The following is a 24,052-nucleotide window of genomic DNA, read 5'->3' on the forward strand; positions in this document are numbered from 1 at the left end:
GAACCGTGGGCTTTTTGTTGGTTTGCGAACAATCCAAGATCAGTCGGCGGTAGCCTCTTCTGGCTCTGCAGGCTCGGACTTCGCTGAACGCTCCTTCTTGGGCAAGGGCTGGATGTCCAACTGCACCTCAGGCGTTTCCACGCCCTTGTCGTCCTTCTTCATCTCGATGTCCACCGTCAGGCGGCCCCCTTCAGTCAGGCGACCAAACAGCAGTTCGTCGGCCAGCGCACGGCGGATGGTGTCCTGAATCAAGCGCTGCATCGGGCGCGCGCCCATCAGCGGATCGAACCCCTTCTTGGCCAGGTGCTTGCGCAGCGTGTCGGTGAAGGTGACTTCCACCTTCTTCTCCGCCAATTGCGTCTCCAACTGGAGCAAGAACTTGTCCACCACGCGCAAGATGATCTGCTCGTCGAGTGCCTTGAAGTTGACGATGGCGTCCAGCCGGTTGCGGAACTCGGGCGTGAACAGACGCTTGATGTCGCCCATCTCGTCGCCCGCCTGGCGCGGATTGGTGAAGCCAATGGTCGCCTTGTTCATCGTCTCGGCACCCGCGTTCGTGGTCATGATGATGAGCACGTTGCGGAAGTCAGCCTTGCGACCGTTGTTGTCCGTCAGCGTGCCATGGTCCATGACCTGCAGCAGCACGTTGAAGATGTCCGGGTGTGCCTTCTCGATTTCGTCGAGCAGCAGCACCGCGTGCGGCTTCTTCGTGATGGCTTCGGTCAAGAGGCCGCCCTGGTCGAAACCGACGTAGCCCGGGGGGGCGCCGATCAGGCGACTCACGGCATGGCGCTCCATGTACTCGGACATGTCGAACCGGATCAGCTCGATGCCCATGATGTAGGCCAACTGCTTGGCCGCCTCGGTCTTGCCGACGCCTGTGGGGCCGCTGAACAGGAACGAGCCGATTGGCTTGTCTCCCTTGCCCAAACCGGAGCGCGCCATCTTGACGGCGCTAGCGAGCACTTCCAGCGCCTTGTCCTGGCCAAACACCACGCTCTTGAGGTCGCGCTCCAACGTCTGCAGCTTGCCACGGTCGTCGTTGGACACGTTGGCCGGCGGAATACGCGCGATCTTGGCCACGATCTCCTCGATCTCGGCCTTGCCAATGGTCTTCTTGCGCTTGCTCGGCACCATGATGCGCTGCGCAGCACCCGCTTCATCAATGACGTCGATCGCCTTGTCAGGCAGATGGCGGTCGTTGATGTACTTGGCGCTCAGCTCGGCCGCGGCCTGCAGGGCGGCGGCGGCGTACTTCACGCTGTGGTGCTCTTCGAAGCGCGACTTCAGGCCCTTGAGGATGTCGATGGTTTCGGCCACGCTGGGCTCAACCACGTCCACCTTCTGGAAGCGGCGCGACAGCGCCGCGTCTTTTTCGAAGATGCCACGGTATTCCGTGAAGGTCGTCGCGCCAATGCACTTGAGCTGGCCGCTGGAAAGCGCTGGCTTGAGCAAGTTCGAGGCATCGAGCGTGCCGCCGGACGCGGCGCCCGCACCGATCAGGGTGTGGATCTCGTCGATGAACAAAATCGCGTTGGGCTTGTCCTTGAGCGACTTGAGCACGCCCTTGAGGCGCTGCTCGAAGTCCCCCCGGTACTTGGTGCCCGCCAACAGCGCGCCCATGTCGAGTGAATACACCACCGCCTCGGCCAGAATCTCGGGCACGTCGTTCTGCGTGATGCGCCAGGCCAGGCCCTCGGCAATCGCGGTCTTGCCCACGCCGGCTTCACCCACCAGCAGCGGGTTGTTCTTGCGGCGGCGGCACAGGATCTGGATCGTGCGCTCGACCTCGTAATGGCGCCCGATCAGCGGATCAATCTTGCCTTCCTTGGCCGCCTGGTTCAGGTTCTGGGTGAACTGCTCCAGCGGCGAGGCCTTCTCGTTGCGCTCTGCTGATGCACCCTCTTCGCCCTCGGCCTGGTTCTCGGCCTTGGCCGGTTCTGGGGGCTCGCCCTTCTTGATGCCGTGGGCAATGAAATTGACCACGTCCAGACGCGTCACACCCTGCTGGTGCAGGTAGTACACGGCGTGCGAGTCCTTTTCGCCAAAGATAGCCACGAGCACATTGGCACCCGTCACCTCTTTTTTGCCATTGCCCGTGGACTGCACGTGCATGATGGCGCGCTGGATCACGCGCTGGAATCCCAGCGTGGGTTGCGTATCCACCTCGTCGGTACCCGCGACCTGAGGGGTGTTGTCCTTGATGAAGTTCGCCAGCGATGAACGCAGATCATCGATATTGGCCGAACATGCGCGCAGCACTTCCGCTGCGCTGGGGTTATCGAGCAATGCAAGCAACAGATGCTCCACGGTGATGAACTCGTGGCGCTGCTGGCGGGCCTCAACAAAGGCCATGTGCAAGCTGACTTCCAGTTCCTGGGCAATCATGTGAACTCCTTTGTGCTTGCGTGGAAGGGATAACTTTAGATCGGGACAAAAGACCTGTTATTCAACAGGCTCACTGACACATTGCAGTGGATGGCCCGCCTTGAGGGCGGCGCCAAGCACTTGTTCTACCTTGGTGGCTGCAACGTCGCGCGAATAAACGCCGCAAACGCCTTTGCCGTCCAGGTGGATCTTCAACATGATCTGGGTCGCTTGTTCGCGGTCCTTGCTGAAAAACTCCTGCAGCACCACGATGACGAACTCCATGGGGGTGTAGTCATCATTGAGCATGACCACCTGGTACATCTGGGGCGGCTGGGTCTTTTGGGTGCGTCTTTCGAGCACGACCGAACCGCCATCATCCCGCGCTGGCCGTGTCACGGGCGGCGCGGTGGGGGGTGAAGGTGGTTTTGTTGCCATGAAAATCATTCTAGCGACCCGAACGGGGGGCTGCTGCAGGAGAAACTGGTTGTTGACCAGGTATTTTTCAACCCGTGGCCTGCAGAAACTTCCGCAGGACAATCCATCACTCGTAAACCACATTGGCGGCACCGGCGCCCACTTGAGCTGTCCATGCCGCCAGGGCCGCGTCGCTGGGGTAGAAACGTGCGCTCTCGCCCAGCTGCAACTCTGCCACTGCGGCAGCGTCGTCCGCCTGGCAGCGCACACCCATGCGCACACGCAGTCCGTGCACCAATTCCCCCTCAGCGACCTCTTCGCGCACCGGCGGAAACTCACGCACCAGGCGCGGCACATCTGGCGCCTTGTCACCCACAGCCACATGCAGGTATTTTCCAAACCGGCAGCGCGCACCCGCCAGGTCCCACACCTGCTGCACCTTAACGCGCAGGCCACCACTGAAGTGGTCCAGCTGCAACCGCCCCATCATCACAACAAACTCATCTTCCTTGAGCTGGTTGCGGTAGGTGTTGAGCAACGCCTCGTCGGCAGAAGCCTCGATCACGGCAGACTTGTCGTCCAGCTTGAAGAGACCCAGCCGGCCGCGTTGCCCGTTGATCACCCGAAAGTCGCTGATGATGCCGGCCAGGACCTGGGGCTCGCGGCTGTCGAGCAGCTCGTCGATCTGGGTGCGCACAAAGCGGCGCACCTCAGTAGCCACTTCGTCAAACAGATGGCCGGACAGGTAGAACCCGACGGCGGTTTTTTCCAGCGTGAGCCTCTCCTTGATGCCCCAGGGCGTTGCATCCACCAGATCGGGCTCCTGGGTGCTGGAGCCATGGGCATCTTCGCCCATCATGTCGAACAACCCCCCCTGGTTCACGTTGGCCAGTGTTGCTGCGGCAAAGTCAAAGGCCCGGTCAATGGATGCCACCAGGGCCGCCCGGTTGAGATGGATTGCATCAAAGGCCCCTGCCTTGATCAGGGCCTCAACCGTGCGCTTGTTAGCGCGGGCCTTGTCCACACGCACACAGAAATCAAACAGGCTCTTAAAGGGCCCCTTGGTCGAGCCCTGGGGTCCTTCGCCACGCCCTTCACGGGCGGCAACGATGGCCTCAATCGCCTGCTGACCAGTGCCTTTTACGGCCCCCAGGCCATATCGGATGATCTTGTCGGTGACCGGCTCAAACCGATAGAAACCCCGGTTCACATCCGGTGGCTCGAACGACAGCCCCATCTTGTGCGCGTCTTCGAACAACACCTTGAGCTTGTCGGTGTCATCCATTTCCACCGTCATGTTGGCGCAAAAGAACTCAGCCGTGTAGTGCACCTTGAGCCAGCCCGTGTGATAGGCCAGCAAAGAGTAAGCGGCAGCATGTGACTTGTTGAAGCCATAGCCCGCAAACTTCTCCATCAGGTCGAACACCTCGTCGGCCTTCTCCTGGTTGATGCCTTTTTCGGCAGCCCCCTTGCGGAAGATGGCGCGGTGTTCGGCCATCTCCTCGGCCTTCTTCTTGCCCATGGCCCGGCGCAGCATGTCGGCGCCGCCAAGGCTGTAGCCGCCCAGCACCTGGGCGGTCTGCATCACCTGCTCCTGGTACACCATGATGCCGTAGGTCTCGGCCAGCACGGGCTCTACCAATGGGTGCGGATAGATCACCTCTTCCTTGCCATGCTTGCGGTTCACAAAGCTGGGGATCAGGTCCATGGGCCCCGGCCGGTACAGCGCATTCAGGGCAATCAAGTCCTCCAGCCGACTCGGACGCGCCTCTTTCAACATGCCCTGCATGCCGCGGCTTTCAAACTGGAACACCGCTTCGGTCTTGCCATCGGAAAACAGCCGGTAGGTGGGCCCATCGTCGAGCGGAATGTTCTCGAACGCAAAGTTCTCCTGACCCTTGTGGCGCTTCATGATGAACTCGCGCGCAATCTCCAGGATGGTGAGCGTGGCCAGGCCCAAGAAGTCGAACTTCACCAAGCCGATGGCTTCCACGTCGTCCTTGTCATACTGGCTCACGGCCGATTCGCTGCCGGGCTGCTGGTAGAGCGGACAAAAATCGGTGAGCTTGCCTGGCGCAATCAGCACGCCCCCGGCATGCATGCCAATGTTGCGCGTCATGCCTTCGAGCTTCTGCGCCATCTCAATGACGGTCTTGACGTCCTCTTCCTTGCGCACGCGCTCGTAGAGCATAGGCTCCAGCTCCAGCGCGTAGTTGTTCTTGTCGCCTTCCTTCTTCGCCTCGGGCGGATAGGCCAGGGTGTAGGACATGCCGGGTTTGCCGGGCACGAGCTTGGAGATGCCGTCACAGAAGGTGTAGCTCATGTCCATCACCCGGCCGACGTCGCGGATCGCCGCCTTGGCCGCCATCGTGCCAAAGGTGGCAATCTGGCTCACGGCGTTCTTGCCGTACTTGTCCTTGACGTAGTCAATCACCCGGTCGCGGTTGGACTGACAAAAATCGATGTCGAAGTCGGGCATCGACACACGCTCGGGATTCAGGAAGCGCTCGAACAGCAGGTTGTATTGCAGCGGGTCCAGGTCGGTGATCTTCAGCGCATACGCAACCAACGAACCGGCGCCAGAGCCACGCCCCGGCCCCACAGGGCAGCCGTTCAGCTTCGCCCACTGGATGAAGTCACCCACGATCAGAAAGTAGCCAGGGAACCCCATCTTGAGAATGGTGCCCAGTTCGAACTCCAGACGCTCCACATAACGTGGACGCTGCTTTTCGCGCTCTACCTCGCTGGAGAAAAGGTGCCTCAGGCGGACCTCCAGCCCTTCGAACGACGCAAAGCGGAAATACTCGTCGATGGGCATGCCGTTGGGCGTCGGAAAATTCGGCAGCTGCGGCTTGCCAAGTACCAAGGTCAGGTTGCAGCGCTGCGCGATCTCGACCGTATTGGCGATGGCCGATGGCAGATCGGCAAACAAGGCTTCCATTTCAGCCGATGACTTGAAATACTGGTCGCGGGTGAATTTGCGCACGCGGCGCGGATTGGCCAGAATTTCACCCTCGGCGATACAGATGCGCGCCTCGTGCGCCTCGTAGTCATCAAACTCGGCAAACTGAACGGGGTGGGTCGCCACCACCGGCAAGTTCAACCTCGCGGCGAGCTGCGCAGCCGCCACCACATGGGCTTCGTCATCGTTTCGACCAGCCCGCTGTAGCTCGACATAAAACCGGTGTGGAAAAATGCCCGCCAGGCGCAGCGCAATGTCGGCAGCGCCCGAATCATCCCCCTTCATCAGCGCTTGCCCCACCGGGCCCGCCTGGGCGCCAGACAGGGCAATCAACCCATCCGACAGCTCTTCCAGCCACGCCCAGGTGCTCAGCGCGAGGTTTTTAACGATATTGCGCGTCCAGGCCCGGGCCAGCAGCTCTGACAGATTCAGGTAACCCTGGCGGCTTTGCACCAGGACGATGAGTCGCGATGGGACGCCGCCCGCTTCGCCTTCGAGAAAAATCTCTGCCCCCAAGATGGGCTTGACCCCCTTACCCCGCGCTTCCTTATAGAACTTGATCGCCCCGAAGAGATTGTTGAGGTCGGTGATGGCCAGAGCGGGCTGGCCGTCTTTGGCAGCCGCTTTGGCCACCTCGTCGATACGATTGGTACCGTCAACGACGGAGAACTCGGTGTGCAGGCGCAAATGAACAAACATACAGGCATTGTAGAAACCCCGGCGGCGCACCTGCAGCACTCCCGTTCACAACGCCTTGGCGCTGCGGGCGCCACCAGTACAATGCTTTTTCGTGCCCGGAATGACCGCGAAGGCGGCTGTGGCGAACGTGCAGAGCGCACGCCCCCACTCCAGAACCCTTGACGCGTTTCTTGCGCACCTTCTTCCTTCTTTGCTGAAAGCTGCTTGCGATGCTGCGTGCCCCACTGCCCCTTGTTTCCGCCTTGCTGCTGGCTGGTCTGCTGGCTGGCTGCTCCAGCGCCACGGTCGATAAAACGGCGGGGTGGAGCCCCAACCGCATCCACTCGGAAGCCCAGGACGAAATGAACAGTGGGGCGTATGACAAGGCCGTTCCGCTGCTAGAAAAGCTGGAAGGCCGCGCGGCAGGCACCCCACTGGCCCAGCAGGCCCAGATCGACAAGGCGTACGCCCATTACAAGGCTGGCGAAAAGGCGCAAGCCGTCGCCACGCTGGACCGCTTCATGAAGCTGCACCCAGCCAGCCCCGCACTGGACTATGCGCTGTACCTGAAGGGCCTGGTCAACTTCAACGACAACTTAGGCCTTTTCTCGTTCATCTCACGCCAGGACCTGTCCGAACGCGACCAAAAAGCCGCCAAAGACTCGTTTGAAGCGTTCAGCGAACTGGCCACGCGCTTTCCTGAATCCCGCTATGCGCAGGACTCGCGCCAGCGCATGACCTATATCGTCAACTCGCTGGCCCAGTACGAAGTGCATGTGGCACGGTACTACTTTCAGCGCGGCGCCTATGTAGCGGCCATTGGCCGCGCGCAGGTGGCACTGGCCGACTACCAGGGCGTGCCCGCCCTCGAAGAAGCGCTGTACATCCTGATTCAGTCGTACGACGCACTGGGAATGACCCAGCTGCGGGACGATGCACGCCGTGTGATGGACAAATCCTATCCGCAGAGCGCCTACCTCAGCGGTGGCGTCAAGGGCAAGTCGGATCCGTGGTGGAAGGTCTGGTAAGCGCCAGCAGCGCAGCCTCAAATTCCTCAGGCGACTCCAGCCTCCGCATCGGAGGCAAAGCGGCCAGCAGACGCTTGCCATAACCCATGGTGACGAGGCGTGTGTCGCCCACCACCAGAATGCCTCGGTCTGTTTCATGCCGGATCAGACGCCCGGCGCCTTGCTTGAGGGCCACAGCCGCCTCAGGCAAGGCGTAGGATTTGAACGCTTTGCCGCCAGCCCTTTCGATGCGTTGTGTGCGGGCCTCCACCAGCGGATCGCCCGGTGGCGGAAACGGCAGCTTGTCGATCACCACCAGTTGAAGAGCATCCCCTGGCACGTCAAAACCCTCCCAGAACGAGGCCGACGCCACCAACACACAACCCGGACGGCCGTGCGATGCCCCTTCGCGAAAGCGCTCCATCAGGCGCCGCTTAGGCCACTCGCCCTGCACCAGCACCTCCAACGTGCCCGAGCCCTGCCACCGGGCTTTGAGCGCATCGCCGATGGAGCGCAAGGCCTTGAGCGTGGTCGTGAGCACCAGCGTGCGCCCCTCCAACGGCTCGGCGGTAGATGCGACCCAATCGGCAACAGCGCGGCTGTGCGACGGATCGACAGGTGACGGGAGCTGACGCGGAACATATAGGGCGGCCTGCCGTGCATAGTCAAACGGACTCGCCACCCGCAGGGTGCGTGCATCCTGCAACCCAGTGCGTTCGGTGAACCAGGTCAGAGCCTCGTCGTCACCCAGGGTTGCCGAGGTAAAAATCCACGCCCGGCCAGCGCTTGCGGAAGTGTCCTCAGGCCAGGCATCCCCCTGCGAGGTCTCTGCGGGCGACGCCAGAATCCGGGTGCGCATAGCGTCGGCAATATCCAGCGGGGACTCGATCAGGCGCAGCTGGGTGCCCACATCCAGCCAGCGTACCCCATCGGCTTGGCAGGGACCCGAGAACCTTGCCAACCTGGCTAACAATGCACTGCCACGTTCGTACAGGCGCTCCAGATCAGGCGCTATTTCGCTCACGGCGTCCAGTGCCTCCAGGGTCTGTGTACACGCAGATGCCAGGGAGCGCAGCGCGGCCTGCCATGCAGCGCCCGAGACCCCTTCGGGCGTCTCGTCCGTCCAGCGCAGTCTGCTGCCCCCTGAAACGCCGCTTCCGCCCATCAGTGCTGTAGCGCCCACTGCCAAACGCAGATCCCGCGCAGATAACTCCACGAGCTGAGCGAGACCTGTCCAGTCAGCCAGGCCTCGGGCATGTTGCAACCCCGCGATCAGCAGGTCACGGGCAAAGTCCATCCATTGCCCCGTAGACACCTGCGTGCCCAAAAACTGCACGCCCGTCTCATTGATCTGGTGGGCCTCATCGAAGACCACCACACGCACCGTGGGCAGCAACTCGGCCATGCCCGATTCACGCACCGCCACATCCGCAAAGAACAGATGGTGGTTAATGACCACGATATCGGCCGCCAGCGCCTCGCGCCGCGCACGATGGACATGGCATTCGCGAAACCGGGGGCACGGCGAGCCCAGGCAGTTTTCACGCGTCGAGGTGACCAGCGGGATCACTGGCGAACGTTCATCCAGTCCTGTCAGCTCCGCCAAATCGCCGGACACGGTGTGGTGCGACCAGTCTTCCACCTTGGCCAGCACACGCGCAACCCCGAGGTCCAGGGCCTGGGCATCTTGCCGCGCCTGCTCCACGCGGTACAGACACAGATAGCTGGCGCGCCCCTTGAGCAGGGCCATGCGAACGGGCAGCCCCAGGATTTGCGCCAAGCGCGGCAGGTCTCGGGCAAACAGTTGGTCTTGCAAGGCCTTGGTCGCCGTGGACAACAGCACCCGCTCGCCACTGAGCAGGGCTGGAACCAGGTACGCATAGGTCTTGCCCACTCCCGTGCCCGCCTCCACCACTAGCGCACCACCCTCTGCAATGGTTTGTGCCACCGCAACGGCCATCTGGGTCTGACCGTCGCGCGGTTGAAAATGCCCATCCGCCCGCGCCAGCACGCCATCGGGGGCAAAGACCTCCGGCGCCATGGCCATCAGCGACATCAGGCAGGCTCTTGGGGTTGCAGTTGCCGTTCCAGCCGCTCCATGGCATCACGCAGCACGAGTCGGCGCTTTTTAAGACGGCGCAGGGTGATTTCGTCGGGCGCCGCGTCGGGTGTACACCGGTCGATCAGCGCGTCGAGATCGGCATGCTCCATGCGTAGCTCGATCAATTGACGGTGGGGGGAGTGGAGGCTGGGGTTCAAGGCAGGAGGCCATCGGCATGGCAAAAATGCCACAGGCGAGCGGATAATACGCGCTTGGCCCGCTTTCCACGACAGGCGTCCGCGTGGGCGCCCCCACAATCTGCAGCATGACCAAAGCGTTTCGCCTCATCGCCTCCACCGGCATCCACAAGGGTGACCGCGAATACCAACAAGACCAGGTGGCCCTGATCTCCCACGCGCGGCACAACGGTTGCGTGTTGGGCGTTGTGGCAGACGGAATGGGCGGCAGAAGCGGTGGGCGCAAGGCTTCTGACCAAGTCATGATGACAGCCCGTCAATTGTTCGAGCGCTATTCGCCCGACACCGACGACCCGGTGGCAATGCTCAAGAACATGGTCGAAGAAGCCCACATCGTCATCCGGCTGACGGCGATCTCGGCAGAGCAGGAACCCCACAGCACCATCGCTGCGTTTCTCATCAACCCCCGGGGCGACTGCCATTGGGTCCATGCGGGCGACTCACGCATCTACCACTTTCAGGGCTCCCGGCTGGCGTTTCGCAGCAGCGACCACTCCTACGTGCAAGCGCTGGTGGATCGGGGTGAGTTGACGGAGGCTGAGGCCAACAACCATCCTCATTCCAACATTCTGGTGGGCTGCCTGGGCACCGAGAGCGACCCGCCCATCACCACCCATGTCATTCCGCAGCTTCAGCCAGGCGATGTCTTGCTGGCCTGTAGCGACGGGGTGTGGCATTACTTTTCCCCCACCGAACTGGCGTCGGTGGTCGATTCGCTGTCACCCCGCGAAGCCACGGAGTTTTTGATTGAAAAGGCTCGTTCCCGGGCACGTGGAGGCGGCGACAACCTGTCGCTGGTCGTTGTCAAAATCGAAGCGCTGGCTGAAGAGAAAAAAATCGCACGCCTGACGCCGCTGGACATGGGCCGCCCCTGAGGGCCTTGCCCACATCACCCATCGTAAACACCGATGAGCGTGAGCGTGCACCGCTCTATCGGGCAAGCAGTAGATCAGTAGATAACCCCGCCCACCCCATCGGCGGCAAGCCAGTCATTGATCGCCGCGCCTGACGGTCTTTCTGAACTCAGCGCACTGGTGCAGAGGCGGCGGGCGCTGGCAAGGACGCCGCAGGCTTGCGACCCTGAGCCAGGGCATCGGCTTTGGATCTTTCGACTCGCACGCGGCGCTCCTCCGCCGCCTGGAGCGCCTGGGCGTGTTTTGCGCGCGACTGCGCAGCGCGATCAGCGGTCGCGGCAGCGCGGGCCGCCTGTTCACTGGCCTGGGTCTGGGCGCGGCTGTTTTGTTGCTGCGCGCGTTGGTGTGCGTCCTGCTCCCGCTGCGTTTTGACAACTTCCGGATCGGTGGTGGACTTGCGAACCTGCGCATCGGCGCGTTTGCCTGCAGGCGGCACAGCCGTTTGCTTGTCCTCGATGGCACGCAGGCGCTCTGCGGCTTTCTCCCGGCGCTCGGCATCGTTGAGTTCAATTTCCTGCGCACGCAACCGGTCGTGGGCCTCCCGCGCCTTGGCGCGCACGCCGCGCAGACAATCCTCCACCGCGAAGCGCTGGTAGCACACCGCCTCGTCTTGCTGCCGCCGAGCCGTCAGCACCTCGCGCTCGCGTGCAATGCGGTCGCGCTCCACCTTGCGGTGCGCGGCGGCCGTCGAGGACGCGGGAGCCCCATCAGACTCCGTTGCTGCCCACGCCGGAGCCACCAGCACGGGCGCCATTGCGCACGCCAACATCAGCACAGCCGCAACCAACCGCTCATCGGTCTTGTTCATGTCAGCCCCGTATCCACAGTGCGACGCTCCAGCGCCAGAAACTCCTTGGACTGCATCTCGTTGAGCCGAGACACCGTGCGCGGAAATTCGTGAGCCAGAGGCCCTTCGGTATACAGCTGCTCGGGCGGCACAGCTGCCGACAGGATGAGTTTGACCCGGCGGTCATACAACACGTCCACCAACCAGGTAAAGCGCCGCGCAGGCGACGCCATGCTCACTGGCATATAGGGCACGTCAGACAGCAAAACCGTGTGGAACTGCGTCGCAATTTCCAGGTAGTCGTTTTGCGACCGAGGGCCGCCACACAGGGTCTTGAAGTCAAACCACACCACCCCTCCCGCCTTGCGGCGGGCGCGGATCTCGCGCGCCTCGATGTGCAGCACGGGGTCTTCGTCATGCACTTCGGCGAGTTGATCAAACGCCTGGTTCATCTCGGCGTCAGCCTCGGGGCCCAGTGGCGTGTGATAGAGCTTCACGTGTTCCAACGTGCGCCGACGGTAGTCGGTGCCGTTGTCCACGTTGACCACTTCCAGCCGCTCGTTGAGCAGGGCAATGGCGGGCAGGATGCGGTCACGATGCAAGCCACCGGGGTACAGGTCGTCGGGCTTGAAATTGGAAGTGGTCACAAAACCCACACCGTTGTCGAACAACGCCACCAGCAGCCGATGCAGGATCATCGCGTCAGTGATGTCAGCGACGTGAAACTCATCAAAGCAGATGAGCTTGTAACGCTTGGCAATGCGCTCACCCAACACGTCCAGCGGGTTCACGGTGCCCTGAAGGGCTGCCAGTTCCCGATGCACTTCACGCATGAATTCGTGAAAGTGCAGGCGAACCTTGCGCCTAAGAGGCACGGCATCAAAAAAGCATTCCATCAGGAAGCTTTTGCCCCGCCCTACTCCACCATACATATAAACGCCCCGAGGTATCTCAGGGCGGTTGATCAGCTTTTTGATCGCGTTGGAGCGCCGTGCCTTGTACTGGGCCCACTCCTCTGCGCAGCGTTGCAGGGCATCTACTGCACGCAGCTGGGCGGGGTCGCTTTGGTAGCCTTTGGCGGCCAGCTCTACCAGGTAAGCCTGTTTGACGGTCACTTTACGGATGCTCTGATACTACAAAATTGATAGCTGCCAGCACATGTAATACATACACTAGCAGCCGATTGACATCCAAATATCAGAAATTCAGCGTGCGCTTGTCCACGGCCAGCGCCGCTTCCTTGGTGGCTTCGCTCAAGCTGGGGTGTGCATGGCAGATGCGGGCGATGTCTTCGCTGCTGGCCTTGAACTCCATGGCCACCACGGCTTCAGAGATCAGTTCGCTGGCCATCGGGCCCACGATGTGCACGCCCAGGATTTCATCGGTGTCCGCATCGGCCAACATCTTGACCATGCCGGTGGTGTCGCCCAGCGCACGTGCACGGCCGTTAGCCAGGAACGGGAAGCTGCCCGCCTTGTACTTGACGCCGTCGGCCTTGAGCTGCTGCTCGGTGCGGCCCACCCACGCAATCTCAGGGCTGGTGTAGATGACCCAGGGAATGGTGTTGAAGTTGACATGGCCATGCTGACCGGCAATGCGCTCGGCCACGGCAACGCCTTCTTCCTCGGCCTTGTGCGCCAGCATCGGGCCGCGCACCACGTCGCCCACCGCCCACACGCCGGGCAGGTTGGTCTTGCAGTCGGCATCGACCACAACGGCGCCACGCTCGTCCAGGGCCAGGCCCACGGCTTCGGTGTTCAGGCCAATCGTGTTGGGCACGCGACCGATGGAGACGATGAGCTTGTCCACATCCAGCGACTGTGCTTCGCCCTTGGCGTTGGTGTAGGCGATGCTCACACCCTTCTTGCCGGTCTTGATCTCGCCGACCTTCACGCCCAGCTCGATCTTCAGGCCCTGCTTGTCGAAAGCCTTCTTGGCTTCCTTGGCGATCTGTTCGTCCACGGCCCCCAGGAACGTGGGCAGGCCTTCCAGGATGGTGACCTCGGCACCTAGGCGGCGCCACACTGAACCCATTTCGAGGCCGATCACGCCCGAGCCAATGAGGCCGAGCTTCTTGGGCACCGCGCCGACGCGCAACGCGCCGTCGTTGGACAGCACCAGTTCTTCGTCGAACGGCGTGCCGGGCAGCGCACGGGCGTTGGAGCCCGTGGCGATGACGATCTGCTTGCCGGTGAGCGTCTCTTCGGCGGCGCCAGCCACCTTGATCTCGTAGCCACCTTCGGCGGCCTTCACGAACGAGCCACGGCCATGGAAGAAGCTGACCTTGTTCTTCTTGAACAGGTACAGGATGCCGTCGTTGTTCTGCTTCACGACGGTGTCCTTGCGGGCAATCATCTTGGCCACGTCCATCTTGACGCCGGTCGCCGTGATGCCGTGCTCGGCAAAGTGCTTGTTGGCATGCTCGAAATGCTCGGACGATTGCAGCAGCGCCTTGGAGGGGATGCAACCCACATTGGTACAGGTGCCGCCGGGTGCGGGGCCGCCCTTCTCGTTCTTCCACTCGTCGATACAGGCGACGTTGAAGCCCAGCTGGGCAGCGCGGATAGCGGCGATGTAGCCACCAGGGCCACCACCGATGACGATCACATCAAATTGTTTGCTCATAAGAAATCTCGTTCAGTCAGTTGGAGAAAGACCCACCGGCGGGCAGGACCAGAGGCCGGGCCACGCGGGTGGGTCAATGCAGTCAGCGGATTAGATGTCGAACAGCAGACGCGATGGGTCTTCCAGCGCATCCTTCATCGCCACCAGGCCCAGCACGGCTTCGCGGCCGTCGATGATGCGGTGGTCGTAAGACATGGCCAGGTAGTTCATCGGACGCACAACGATCTGGCCGTTTTCCACCACGGCGCGGTCCTTGGTGGCGTGCACGCCCAAGATGGCCGACTGGGGCGGGTTGATGATGGGCGTGGACATCATCGAGCCGAAGGTGCCACCGTTGGAGATCGAGAACGTGCCGCCGGTCATTTCTTCAATGCCCAGCTTACCTTCCGCAGCCTTTTTGCCGAACTCGGCGATCTTCTTCTCGATGTCGGCAAAGCTCATCTGGTCGGCATTACGCAGGATGGGCACCACCAGGCCACGGGGCGAGCCCACGGCGATACCGATGTCGAAATAGCCGTGGTAGACGATGTCGTTGCCATCGACCGAGGCGTTCAGCACGGGGAACTTCTTCAGGGCATGCACCGCAGCCTTCACGAAGAAGCTCATGAAGCCGATCTTCACGCCGTGTTCCTTGGTGAACGCGTCCTGGAACTTCTTGCGCATGTCCATCACTGGCGCCATGTTCACTTCATTGAACGTGGTCAGGATGGCGTTGGTGGACTGCGATTGCAGCAGACGCTCGGCCACGCGGGCGCGCAGGCGGCTCATGGGCACGCGCTGCTCAGGACGATCGCCCAGGTCTTCCTTGGCGGCAGGGGCCGACACCTGGGGCAGCGCCTTGGTGGGCACGCCCGTGGGGATGGCGCTTGGGGCAGCCACGGCAGCCTTGACTGCACCCCCCGCCACGGCGCTGAGCACGTCGCCCTTGGTCACGCGGCCATCCTTGCCGCTACCAGCCACAGCCGATGCGGAAAGGTTGTTCTCGGCCAACAGCTTGGCAGCAGCGGGCATCGCCACGTCGCCCTTGGAGCCACCAACAGCCGCAGGTGCGGGTGCAGGAGTCGATGCCGTAGCAGCAGCGGGGGCAGCAGCAGCGGCAGCAGGAGCAGCCGCTCCGGCCTTGCCTTCGGTATCGATCTTGGCGATGAGCTGCTCAGCCACCACCGTAGCGCCATCACCTTGCACGATTTCTGCCAACACACCCGCTGCGGGTGCTGGCACTTCCAGCACAACCTTATCGGTTTCGATCTCGATCAGGATTTCATCCACGGCCACGGCCTCACCGGCCTTCTTCTTCCAGGTCAACATGGTGGCTTCGGCCACGGATTCGGACAGCTGGGGTACTTTGACTTCTACGATAGCCATATCAATTCTTTCTGAATGGGGTTTTGTTCTGTTGTCGGGTCGCAACTGGCCTTACTTGGTCAGGACAAAACCCTTGAGCTTGGCAAACGCGCCGTCCACCAGCGCCTTTTGTTGTTCCTGGTGCAGGTGCGAATAACCCACGGCTGGCGATGCCGAAGCTGCACGGCCGGAGTAACCCAGCTTCTGGCCTTCAAGCATGTTCTCGTGAATGTAGTGCTGCACGAAGAACCAGGCACCCTGGTTCTGCGGCTCGTCCTGGCACCAGACCACGTCAGTCGCGTTGGGGTACTTCTTCAGCTCGGTAGCAAACGCCTTGTGCGGGAAGGGGTACAACTGCTCGACACGCAGGATCACCACGTCGTCGGCTTCCTTCTCGGCGCGCTTCTTCACAAGGTCGTAGTGCACCTTGCCTGAGCATGCGACCACGCGCTTGACCTTGGCAGCCTTCTTGACAATGGCTTCATCCTGTTCAGGAATCACCGTCTGGAAGCTGCCCTTGGTGAATTCGGACAGTGGCGAAGTCGCATCCTTGTTACGCAGCAGCGACTTGGGGGTCATGATGATCAGCGGCTTGCGCAGATCACGCACCATCTGGCGACGCAGCACATGGAAGATCTGGCTGGCCGTGGTGGGCTGCACGATCTGCATGTTGGCGTCAGCGGCGAGTTGCATGAAGCGCTCCAGACGGGCCGAGCTGTGCTCGGGGCCTTGGCCTTCATAGCCGTGCGGCAACATCAGCGTGATGCCGTTCACACGGCCCCACTTCACTTCGCCCGAAGCAATGAACTGGTCGATCACCACCTGGGCGCCATTGGCGAAGTCGCCAAATTGAGCTTCCCAGATCACCAGGGTGTTGGGGTCGTTCGATGCATAGCCGTACTCGAAGCCCAGCACGGCTTCTTCGGACAAGATGGAGTCGATAACCACGAAGGGTGCCTGATTCTCGGCCACGTTCTGCAGTGGCACGTAGGTACCAATGTCCCACTTCTCGCGCTTTTGGTCATGGACCACGGAGTGGCGGTGTGTGAACGTGCCACGGCCGCAATCTTCACCAGACAAACGCACGGGATAGCCACTGGCCACCAGCGAGGCAAATGCCATGTGCTCGCCCATGCCCCAGTCCACAGGGATGTCGCCACGCCCCATGGCGGCACGGTCGTCATACACCTTCTTGACCAGTTGGTGCGGCGTCACGCTCTCAGGGATGGTCGTGATCTTCTCGGCCAGGCGCTTCCACTCGGCCAGAGGAATGGCCGTGTCACCAGCGTCCGTCCACTTCTTGCCCAGGAACGGGCTCCAGTCCACTGCATACTTGCTCTTGAAGTTGGTCAGCACCGGATCGACGGTGTGCTTGCCAGCATCCATGGCAGCACGATAGGCCTTGACCATGTCATCGCCCAACGACTCGCCCAGGCCCTGTGCAGCCAGCTTGTCGGCGTACAGTTTGCGGGTGCCTGGGTGCGCGGCGATCTTCTTGTACATCAGAGGCTGGGTCAGAGCCGGGGTGTCCTGCTCGTTGTGGCCCAGCTTGCGGAAGCAGATGATGTCCACCACCACGTCTTTCTTGAACTCCATGCGGAACTCAAGGGCAAGCTGGGTGGCCAATACCACGGCCTCTGGATCGTCTCCGTTCACATGCAGCACAGGCGACTCGATCATCTTGACGATGTCGGTGCAATACAGCGTGGAGCGTGTGTCACGTGGATCGGACGTGGTAAACCCGATCTGGTTGTTGATGATGATGTGTACCGTGCCACCCGTGTAGTAGCCACGGGTCTGGGCCAGCGCCAGCGTTTCCTGATTGACACCTTGGCCCGCAAAGGCTGCATCACCATGCACCAGCACGGGCAGCACCTGCTTGCCATGGGGGTCGGCACGGCGGTCCATGCGAGCGCGCACGGAACCTTCGACCACGGGGTTCACGATTTCCAGGTGCGAGGGGTTGAACGCCAGCGACAGATGGACAGGGCCACCAGGGGTGGTCACGTCCGAGCTGAAACCCTGGTGGTACTTCACGTCACCCGCAGGCAGGTCTTCAGGGGCCGTGTGATCGAACTCGGCGAACAGATCCTTGGGCATCTTGCCCAGCGAGTTGACCAGCACGTTCAGGCGGCCGCGGTGGGCCATGCCGATCACGATTTCTTGCACGCCCTTCGCGCCGGCAGACTGGATGAGCTCATCCATCGCAGCGATGAAACTCTCGCCACCTTCCAGCGAGAAACGCTTTTGCCCCACGTACTTGGTGTGCAGGAAGCGCTCCAGGCCCTCAGCAGCCGTCAGGCGATCAAGGATTTGCTTTTTCTTGTCGGAACCAAAGCTGGGCTTGCTGCGAATCTTTTCCAGCTTTTCCTGCCACCAGCGCTTCTGGTTCTGGTCGGTCGCATACATGTATTCGGCGCCGACAGAACCGCAGTAGGTCTCACGCAGCGCATTGATCAGTTCCCGCAGCGTCATCGACTCTTTGCCGAAGAACGTATTGCTGGTGTTGAACACCGTTTCCTGATCGGCGTCGCTGAAACCGTAGAACGAGGGCTCCAGTTCAGGAATCGCGGGACGCTCTGTGCGCTTGAGCGGGTCCAGATCGGCCCAGCGCTGACCCACGTTGCGGTAGGCAGCGATCAACTGCTGCACGGCGGTGCGCTTGCGGCCCAGTTCAGAGTCGGCGCCAGTAGCAACCACCACCTTGGTGCCACCTTGCTTGGCGCGCTCGGCAAAGGCGTTGATGACGGGCAGGTGAGGAACGTCTTTGGCGTTGCTGCCATCCACGGCGGGGACATGCTGCAGCGCATCAAAATACTCGCGCCACGTATCAGGCACGCTACCGGGATTGGCGAGATAGTTCTCGTACATCTCTTCGACATAGGGCGCATTGCCGCCGAAGAGGTAAGTGTTGCCTTGGTAGGCTTGATAGACGGATGTCGTATCGCTCATATTCCGCTGACCTCCGCTTTCCTTGGGAAAGCATTAGCTGGTTGAGAAACCTTCCGCGACACGGCTGAACCGGTTGGCGGATGCGACTGTGGCTAGGGAAGGGCCTTGGTACGGCCGACATTGTGCCACCGAACCGAAGTCCACCCCCAAAACGGGGATCCAGATCATTGCCGCACTGCGCAAAAAGCTGTGCCGATCTGCGCCTCGCGTACATTCCGGGTATCCCATTGCAACCCCCACTCCATGCTGCATCACCAACTTCAGGACAAAGCCTTTTTGCTGCTGCTCGCCCTTGTCACCATCGCGTTCGGTGCGATCCTGTGGCAGTTTCATGGTGCCGTTTTTTGGGGCGTCATCCTCGCCATTCTTTTTGCCCCACTACACCGCAAACTGCTGAGAAAAATGCCCAAGCGGCCCACGCTCGCCGCGCTGTGCACACTCGGCTTGTGTCTTGTGGTGGTGATCTTGCCCATGGCGGCTATCACCGTCTCGCTGGTTCAAGAAGCCACAGCAATCTATGAACGGGTGCGCTCCGGCCAAATCAATTTCGGGCTGTACCTGCAGCAGGTCATTGCCGCATTGCCCGTCTGGACCACAGATCTGCTCGACCGCCTGCAACTGACCAGCGTGAGCGAACTGCAACAGAAGCTTTCATCCTTTGCAGTACAGGCCAGTCAATTTGTTGCCACACAGGCGCTGAGCGTCGGCCAAAACACCCTGGAGTTCATCGTCAGTTTCGGCATCATGCTGTATTTGCTGTTCTTCCTGCTACGAGACGGCGCCAGCCTGGCGGTGCGTATCGGTCAGGCCACGCCCCTGGAAGACACCCACAAGCGCCAGTTGGTCAGCAAGTTCACCACCGTGATTCGGGCCACGGTCAAAGGCAACATCGTGGTAGCAGCCTCTCAAGGCGCGCTGGGCGGCATGATCTTCTGGACCCTGGGTATCCAGGGTCCGGTGCTGTGGGGAGTTCTCATGGCCTTCCTGTCGCTCTTGCCGGCTGTGGGTGCAGGGCTGATTTGGGTGCCGGTGGCCATCTACTTTCTAGCCACGGGCGCTGTGTGGCAAGGCGTGGTGTTGACTGCGTTCGGCATCTGCGTGATCGGACTCGTAGACAACATCCTGCGCCCCATTCTGGTGGGCAAAGACACCAAAATGCCCGACTACATTGTGCTGATCTCAACCCTGGGTGGGATGGCCTTGTTCGGCCTCACAGGGTTTGTGATTGGCCCGGTGATAGCTGCACTGTTCATGGCTAGCTGGGACCTTTTCGCCCCCCCGCCAGCCACAGACTCGCCAACCTAGCGACACCCGTACGGCCTTGGCCATGCATGCCAACCCCGGCGAGCTGGCATGCAGGCCACGCGACCAACCCTCAACTCATTGCGCAAAAAACAAAAGCCTCCCAAGGGAGGCTTTTGGCTGCAAACGCACTTGTGAGGCGTTTTGAATCGGGTGGTAGGACGTACAAGATTCGAACTTGTGACCAACGGATTAAAAGGGATCTAAAAACCCTTATTTTTCAATAAATTAGCCCATCTTCACTCGCTAAACATTGCGATCACTCGCCAATAATTTCACGTTGTACTGACCCCGATCTAAGTCGGCAATCGGCCACGACCGGTCGTTCGCATACCGTCCAATAGTCTCAGGAGAAACCGTGCAGGATTTCATCGGTGTCGCCCTGTCAACCGTCGCCGTGTTGGCGGTTGTGCTAGCACCAATCGCCCTCAAGCGAAAAATTCAAGCCAATCGAGCCCGCGAATGGGAGGTAGAGCAAACCGCGCCATTCGGTGAAGAACTTGCGACGGCTGTGGCTGGTTTTCTTCAGCGTGGGCTCGTGGTTGCGTATCGCCATCGGGACGGATGCGGTATGGGTCTGCGGTATGCAGAGGGGGCCTTCATCTATGGCTCGGTCAGCGATGGCGAGCTTCCGACTCCTTCTGAGGCGGTCGCTTGGCAGTGGGCCGACAAAGAGCGAAAAGAGTTTGCAGACACTGATTCGTTCGTTCGGTGGCTGTCCGTACAAACAGGAAATTCGCTCGGCGTGCAAACGCCCTACAGCCAACATCTCACGCGACACAGGTTGATGAAAGCAGTTGAGTTTTGCTCGAAGAATGAACCGTCACGCTGGCCACCGTACGCCGGCTGAACCAGCCGATAGAGCCAGCGGCGCCACCTTTTTTGCCGGCTGCGAACGACTGGTTTGGAGAAATGCCAAAGACCGCTGTGGGCCCTAAGCGGCCAATCCTCTCGCATTCACTTCGAAATTCAAAGAAAAAGAGCGCAACAACATTCGCTCTCAACTTCATAGCTGATAACGCATATAGAACAAGCGCTATCGGCATGTTTGGCATTGAATCCGTTTTCAAAGCGCGCTCTTGCCCCGACGGATCTGGTCTCTGCAAACGCCATAGCCGCCAGCCCTTGCCGCGTGACCCGCCGATATCCCACCTAAACAGCCAGCCGCCCAACACGCTCCGCCGCCACCGTCACATGGCGCACCAACTCGGCCTTGCACGCGTCGAACCCCGCGCTGAATCCTTCCTCGTCCTCCAACCGGCGAACGAACACCTGCGCCATCGCAAGCGCCTCCCTCCACGCCACCGCGCTGACCTGCTCCCCCACCATCAGTTCCAGCGCCCGATCCGGCAAGCCTCCCCCCGCCGTGGGTGCAAACGCCATGGGCGTCATGTCATAGGCAGGCGCCAGCGCGTAAGGCCTGCCCCCCTCTGACAAGCACGACAGATTGCCGCTATGCATATCAGTGTTGCCGATCAGGGTGCCAAACGCCCACAGCAGGCAGGCCGTATCAAAGGCCTTGGGGGTGATGACCCCGGCCTTCAACAACGCCCTGGCGATCACCGGCCAGTTGCCGCCGCTGCCGACAAACTCGGCGTCCAGCGTCGCGAACGAATGGAGCGCCCTTCGCCCGCGCGCACCCAGCCGGTCAAACCGTTGCACTTCCAGAAATCGCTGGGTGCCGTGCATCCAGGTCATCGACTGCGCCGCCGCCACGCCATGGTCCCGCAGCACCTGCAAGGCGATGTGTTCGGCCAGCAGCAGGTCGCGCCAGCGGGCGCTCACGGGGGTGTCGAGTTCTGCGGTGAACTTGACCATCACATGCGCGGCGGTGCCATCGGCTTGCTCTGCGTAGGTGGTGAACTTGGGCTGCTCTCCGGCGGCTGACGAGCCCGCCACTTCGCCGCGCACGGCCATGTCGGCAAGCTGGGCGTAGGTGTGCAGCTTTTGCGCTGCTGCAATCGGCACGGGGTCGGGCGCGTTGACAAACTGGTCGCGCGCGGTGGGGCCGATGAGCAGGTTGCCGGGCATGTCGTCGCCCTGGTCCAGGATGGCGCGCAGTGCGTGGGTGTCGCTCCAGTCGCCCAGCCGCTCGGGCAGGCCCAGGCGCTGGCCGTGCCGCTGGCAGTAGGCGCGACCCAGGTAGCCCTGCGGGCGCATGTCAAAAATCCACCACGGCAGGCCGTCGCTGTGCAGCCGGGCCCCGCCCGCTTCGACCATCACAAAGCCCTGTGGGCACACCGGGACCAGGGTGCCCAGGGTTTCGAGCGCGCCCTGGGGGGTGACGCGGTACACAGTGGCATCCAGGTCTGCGCGGAGTGGATCGCGGAGCGTGTATTGAATAGATCGCGCAGCGCCAAAAGGCACCACATCGCCCTCCAGCGCGCTGAGGGCTCTGGAGACGGTGGGCTGGCTGACCCGGAGCGCCTGGGCCAGCGTTTGCGCCTTAGTGGGGCCAGGGCGCAGCAGGGTGCGGATGGCGTTGGCGTGGGTCTGGGCGGCGGAGGGCATGGCTCAAGCATACGCCGGTTGAATTGAAAATTGAATAGATAAAAGAATAGATGAGTAAGGGAAGCTGAGCCTGCGCAACCACGAATGGGCTGCGCTGACCTCTTTCCATCCTTGCAGGGATAAACGCCAGAAATCAAAATTGATAGCTGCCAGCGCTTACTGGAAGGGCGGTGGATGCCTATTTCATTAAGAATTCGACCAGGCACGTATGCGCATCCGTGAGGGATGCTTCTCGCCAAGCCTTGGGGCTTGCCAAAGCACAGGCGGCGGCAACAATGGCAAACCTTTCGCCCCGCCCTGCGCGCCGCTGCCCCCCCCAACTCCACCAAGGACCCCGCTGTGGCTGTTGTCAAAAAACTCCCCTCTCCCGCTGTGGCCCCGGCACCGCGCAAGCCGGCTTCCGCTGCGCCGCAGCAGGCCTCTTCGGCAGAAGCCGCGACACCTTCAGGCCCTGCGGCATCGGCACTGATTGACCAGCGCATTGCCGATCTGGGCGGCTGGCGGGGGGAGGTGCTGGCGCAGGTGCGCCAACTGATTCACGAGGCAGCGCCGGGTGTGGTGGAAGAGTGGAAGTGGCGCGGCACGCCGGTGTGGTCGCTGGGCGGCATCTTGTGCACGGGCGAAAGCTACAAGGCCGCCGTCAAGCTGACGTTCTTGAAGGGCGCGTCCCTGCCCGATCCGGCCCGGTTGTTCAACGCCAGCCTGGACGGCAACGCACGCCGGGCCATCGATATTCACGAGGGCGATGCGCTGGATGCGGATGCGTTTCGCGCGCTGATCCGCGCGGCGGTAGAGCTGAACGCGATGGGCAGCCGCAGCAAGGGCGCAAGGCAGAGAGCAAGCTGAGCGCGGCGCGCTACCTGCGGCTTTCAACCCAGGCCGCGTTGAACTCCGCTCTTCGCCCTCCATCCTCAACCGCGCAGCGCCGAGTAGCGCCACTGCACATTCATCACCATCACCTCCCCCTGCGCCAGCGTGCGCAGGCCGGGCTGGCCTGGTTGGTGAAAGGCGTCGATGGGCTGGGTGATGGGCTCGAAGCAGAACGCCGGGCCCTGCGGTGAGCGGTAGACCAGGCAGTAGTGGTGGGCCGTGCCGCCATCCTTTTCAAAGTCTGGCATCTGGGCCGTGAGGCGCAGGCCGCGCTCGGGCCAGTCGATGTGGGCCGTGCCGCCCCAGCCGGTGTAGGCGTTGTCGATCAGGCCGCCGTGTGCGGGCGCGCCGGTGTTCAAGTCCCAGCCGGGCGGGAAGTGGTGCGTGTGCTCTGTGGGCAAGGGGTCGTCGCCACACAGCCACACGCCCTGCACCGGCGCCGTGATGCGCGTGCCGGGCGTGCGCGGAAACCAGGGGTGCAGGCCCAGGCCGTAGGGCAACGGCTGCGCGCCCAGGTGGCGCACTTGCACCGATTGGTCCAGGCCGCCGTCCACCAGCCGGAAGGTCTGCACACATTCGTAGTCGTAGGGGTTGCCGTCAAAGCGCTCGGAGCGCAGCTGCATCTGCAGCGTGTCGGGCGCGGGCTGGGTCAGCTGCCAGGCCTGCAGCCAGCCATCGCCGTGGATGGGGTACGGCTCGCCCACCCGGTTGGGCCGCATGGGGTGGAACTGCCCCGCATGCTCAAACCCGTCGCCGCTGATGCGGTTGGACCAGGGCACCATGGCGAAGGACGCAAGCTGGTACAGGTCGGGCGTGGTGCCATCCCACGGCCGCCACAGGTCGATGCGCGCCGATGCGTCTTGCGGGTCATCGATCTGCCAGGCCGCCACGCTGCCGCCCAGTGTGGGCACCAGGCCCAGGTGCTGCCCCGCGCGGTGAAGCCAGACGATGGGGTGGGATGAAGTGGCCTCGGTCATGGGCGGTGTGCTTTCTGCGGGGTGGAGAGAAAAGGAGGCGG

The 24,052-nt window shown here is 61.9% G+C and carries 17 protein-coding genes; 5 read left to right on the top strand and 12 right to left on the bottom strand.

What is annotated here, in order from left to right; genetic code table 11:
- Positions 1 to 39: 39 nt before the first annotated feature.
- The 3 genes from clpA to dnaE form a co-directional block, all read right to left on the bottom strand.
- Entirely contained in the window at positions 40 to 2,388 is a 2,349-nt protein-coding gene (clpA, locus tag OIN59_RS08710; RefSeq protein WP_274109296.1) for an ATP-dependent Clp protease ATP-binding subunit ClpA, read from the bottom strand.
- Positions 2,389 to 2,445: 57 nt separating this feature from the next.
- The gene (gene clpS / locus OIN59_RS08715) at positions 2,446 to 2,814 is read right to left on the bottom strand and encodes an ATP-dependent Clp protease adapter ClpS (RefSeq protein WP_274109878.1); all 369 of its coding nucleotides are present in this window, start codon (positions 2,812 to 2,814) and stop codon (positions 2,446 to 2,448) included.
- Positions 2,815 to 2,911: 97 nt separating this feature from the next.
- Complete coding sequence (gene dnaE / locus OIN59_RS08720) at positions 2,912 to 6,445, bottom strand: DNA polymerase III subunit alpha (protein ID WP_274109298.1); 3,534 nt, start codon at positions 6,443 to 6,445, stop codon at positions 2,912 to 2,914.
- A gap of 209 nt (positions 6,446 to 6,654) precedes the next feature.
- Here dnaE and OIN59_RS08725 point away from each other — a divergent pair, with 209 nt between their 5' ends.
- Positions 6,655 to 7,452 (top strand): outer membrane protein assembly factor BamD, encoded by a 798-nt coding sequence (locus OIN59_RS08725; protein WP_274109300.1) that lies wholly within the window; start codon positions 6,655 to 6,657, stop codon positions 7,450 to 7,452.
- On the opposite strand, the gene OIN59_RS08730 is transcribed toward OIN59_RS08725, so the two are convergent.
- On the bottom strand, positions 7,415 to 9,487 hold the full coding sequence (locus OIN59_RS08730; protein WP_274109302.1) for an ATP-dependent DNA helicase: 2,073 nt from the start codon (positions 9,485 to 9,487) through the stop codon (positions 7,415 to 7,417). The two genes, OIN59_RS08725 and OIN59_RS08730, sit on opposite strands and share 38 nt — an antisense overlap.
- A complete protein-coding gene (locus OIN59_RS08735; protein ID WP_274109304.1) occupies positions 9,487 to 9,690 on the bottom strand; it encodes a YdcH family protein in 204 nt (67 codons plus the stop codon). Before OIN59_RS08735 ends, OIN59_RS08730 begins: the two co-directional genes overlap by 1 nt.
- A 107-nt stretch (positions 9,691 to 9,797) precedes the next feature.
- Here OIN59_RS08735 and OIN59_RS08740 point away from each other — a divergent pair, with 107 nt between their 5' ends.
- Complete coding sequence (locus OIN59_RS08740; RefSeq protein WP_274109306.1) at positions 9,798 to 10,604, top strand: PP2C family protein-serine/threonine phosphatase; 807 nt, start codon at positions 9,798 to 9,800, stop codon at positions 10,602 to 10,604.
- 148 nt (positions 10,605 to 10,752) lie between these two features.
- Here OIN59_RS08740 and OIN59_RS08745 read toward each other — a convergent pair whose 3' ends face one another.
- From OIN59_RS08745 to OIN59_RS08765, 5 genes are all read right to left on the bottom strand, one after another.
- Entirely contained in the window at positions 10,753 to 11,451 is a 699-nt protein-coding gene (locus OIN59_RS08745) for a hypothetical protein (protein WP_274109308.1), read from the bottom strand.
- On the bottom strand, positions 11,448 to 12,545 hold the full coding sequence (zapE, locus tag OIN59_RS08750) for a cell division protein ZapE (RefSeq protein ID WP_274109310.1): 1,098 nt from the start codon (positions 12,543 to 12,545) through the stop codon (positions 11,448 to 11,450). The genes OIN59_RS08745 and zapE overlap by 4 nt, the downstream gene beginning before the upstream one ends.
- Before the next feature lie 82 nt (positions 12,546 to 12,627).
- The gene (gene lpdA, locus OIN59_RS08755; RefSeq protein WP_274109312.1) at positions 12,628 to 14,055 is read right to left on the bottom strand and encodes a dihydrolipoyl dehydrogenase; all 1,428 of its coding nucleotides are present in this window, start codon (positions 14,053 to 14,055) and stop codon (positions 12,628 to 12,630) included.
- A gap of 90 nt (positions 14,056 to 14,145) precedes the next feature.
- Positions 14,146 to 15,420 carry a 2-oxoglutarate dehydrogenase complex dihydrolipoyllysine-residue succinyltransferase gene (gene odhB, locus OIN59_RS08760; RefSeq protein ID WP_274109314.1) on the bottom strand — a complete coding sequence of 425 codons (1,275 nt, stop codon included), beginning with the start codon at positions 15,418 to 15,420 and terminating at the stop codon, positions 14,146 to 14,148.
- Positions 15,421 to 15,471: 51 nt separating this feature from the next.
- On the bottom strand, positions 15,472 to 18,351 hold the full coding sequence (locus OIN59_RS08765) for a 2-oxoglutarate dehydrogenase E1 component (protein ID WP_274109316.1): 2,880 nt from the start codon (positions 18,349 to 18,351) through the stop codon (positions 15,472 to 15,474).
- Between the two features lie 243 nt (positions 18,352 to 18,594).
- Between OIN59_RS08765 and OIN59_RS08770 the strand changes: the two genes are divergently transcribed.
- Both OIN59_RS08770 and OIN59_RS08775 read left to right on the top strand, forming a co-directional pair.
- Positions 18,595 to 19,656, top strand: a complete 1,062-nt coding sequence (locus OIN59_RS08770; protein ID WP_274109318.1) for an AI-2E family transporter — start codon at positions 18,595 to 18,597, stop codon at positions 19,654 to 19,656.
- Positions 19,657 to 20,011: 355 nt separating this feature from the next.
- A complete protein-coding gene (locus OIN59_RS08775) occupies positions 20,012 to 20,503 on the top strand; it encodes a hypothetical protein (RefSeq protein ID WP_274109320.1) in 492 nt (163 codons plus the stop codon).
- Between the two features lie 302 nt (positions 20,504 to 20,805).
- Here OIN59_RS08775 and yjjJ read toward each other — a convergent pair whose 3' ends face one another.
- Positions 20,806 to 22,164, bottom strand: coding sequence for a type II toxin-antitoxin system HipA family toxin YjjJ (gene yjjJ / locus OIN59_RS08780; protein ID WP_274109322.1), 1,359 nt, complete (start codon positions 22,162 to 22,164; stop codon positions 20,806 to 20,808).
- A gap of 465 nt (positions 22,165 to 22,629) precedes the next feature.
- Here yjjJ and OIN59_RS08785 point away from each other — a divergent pair, with 465 nt between their 5' ends.
- A complete protein-coding gene (locus OIN59_RS08785) occupies positions 22,630 to 23,010 on the top strand; it encodes a DUF1801 domain-containing protein (protein WP_274109880.1) in 381 nt (126 codons plus the stop codon).
- Positions 23,011 to 23,075: 65 nt separating this feature from the next.
- Here the strand turns inward: OIN59_RS08785 and OIN59_RS08790 are convergent, their stop codons facing one another.
- Complete coding sequence (locus OIN59_RS08790; RefSeq protein WP_274109324.1) at positions 23,076 to 24,011, bottom strand: aldose 1-epimerase; 936 nt, start codon at positions 24,009 to 24,011, stop codon at positions 23,076 to 23,078.
- Between the last annotated feature and the right edge of the window lie 41 nt (positions 24,012 to 24,052).

Origin of the sequence: Acidovorax benzenivorans (genome assembly GCF_028680575.1) — a bacterium.
GTDB lineage: Bacteria > Pseudomonadota > Gammaproteobacteria > Burkholderiales > Burkholderiaceae_C > Acidovorax > Acidovorax benzenivorans.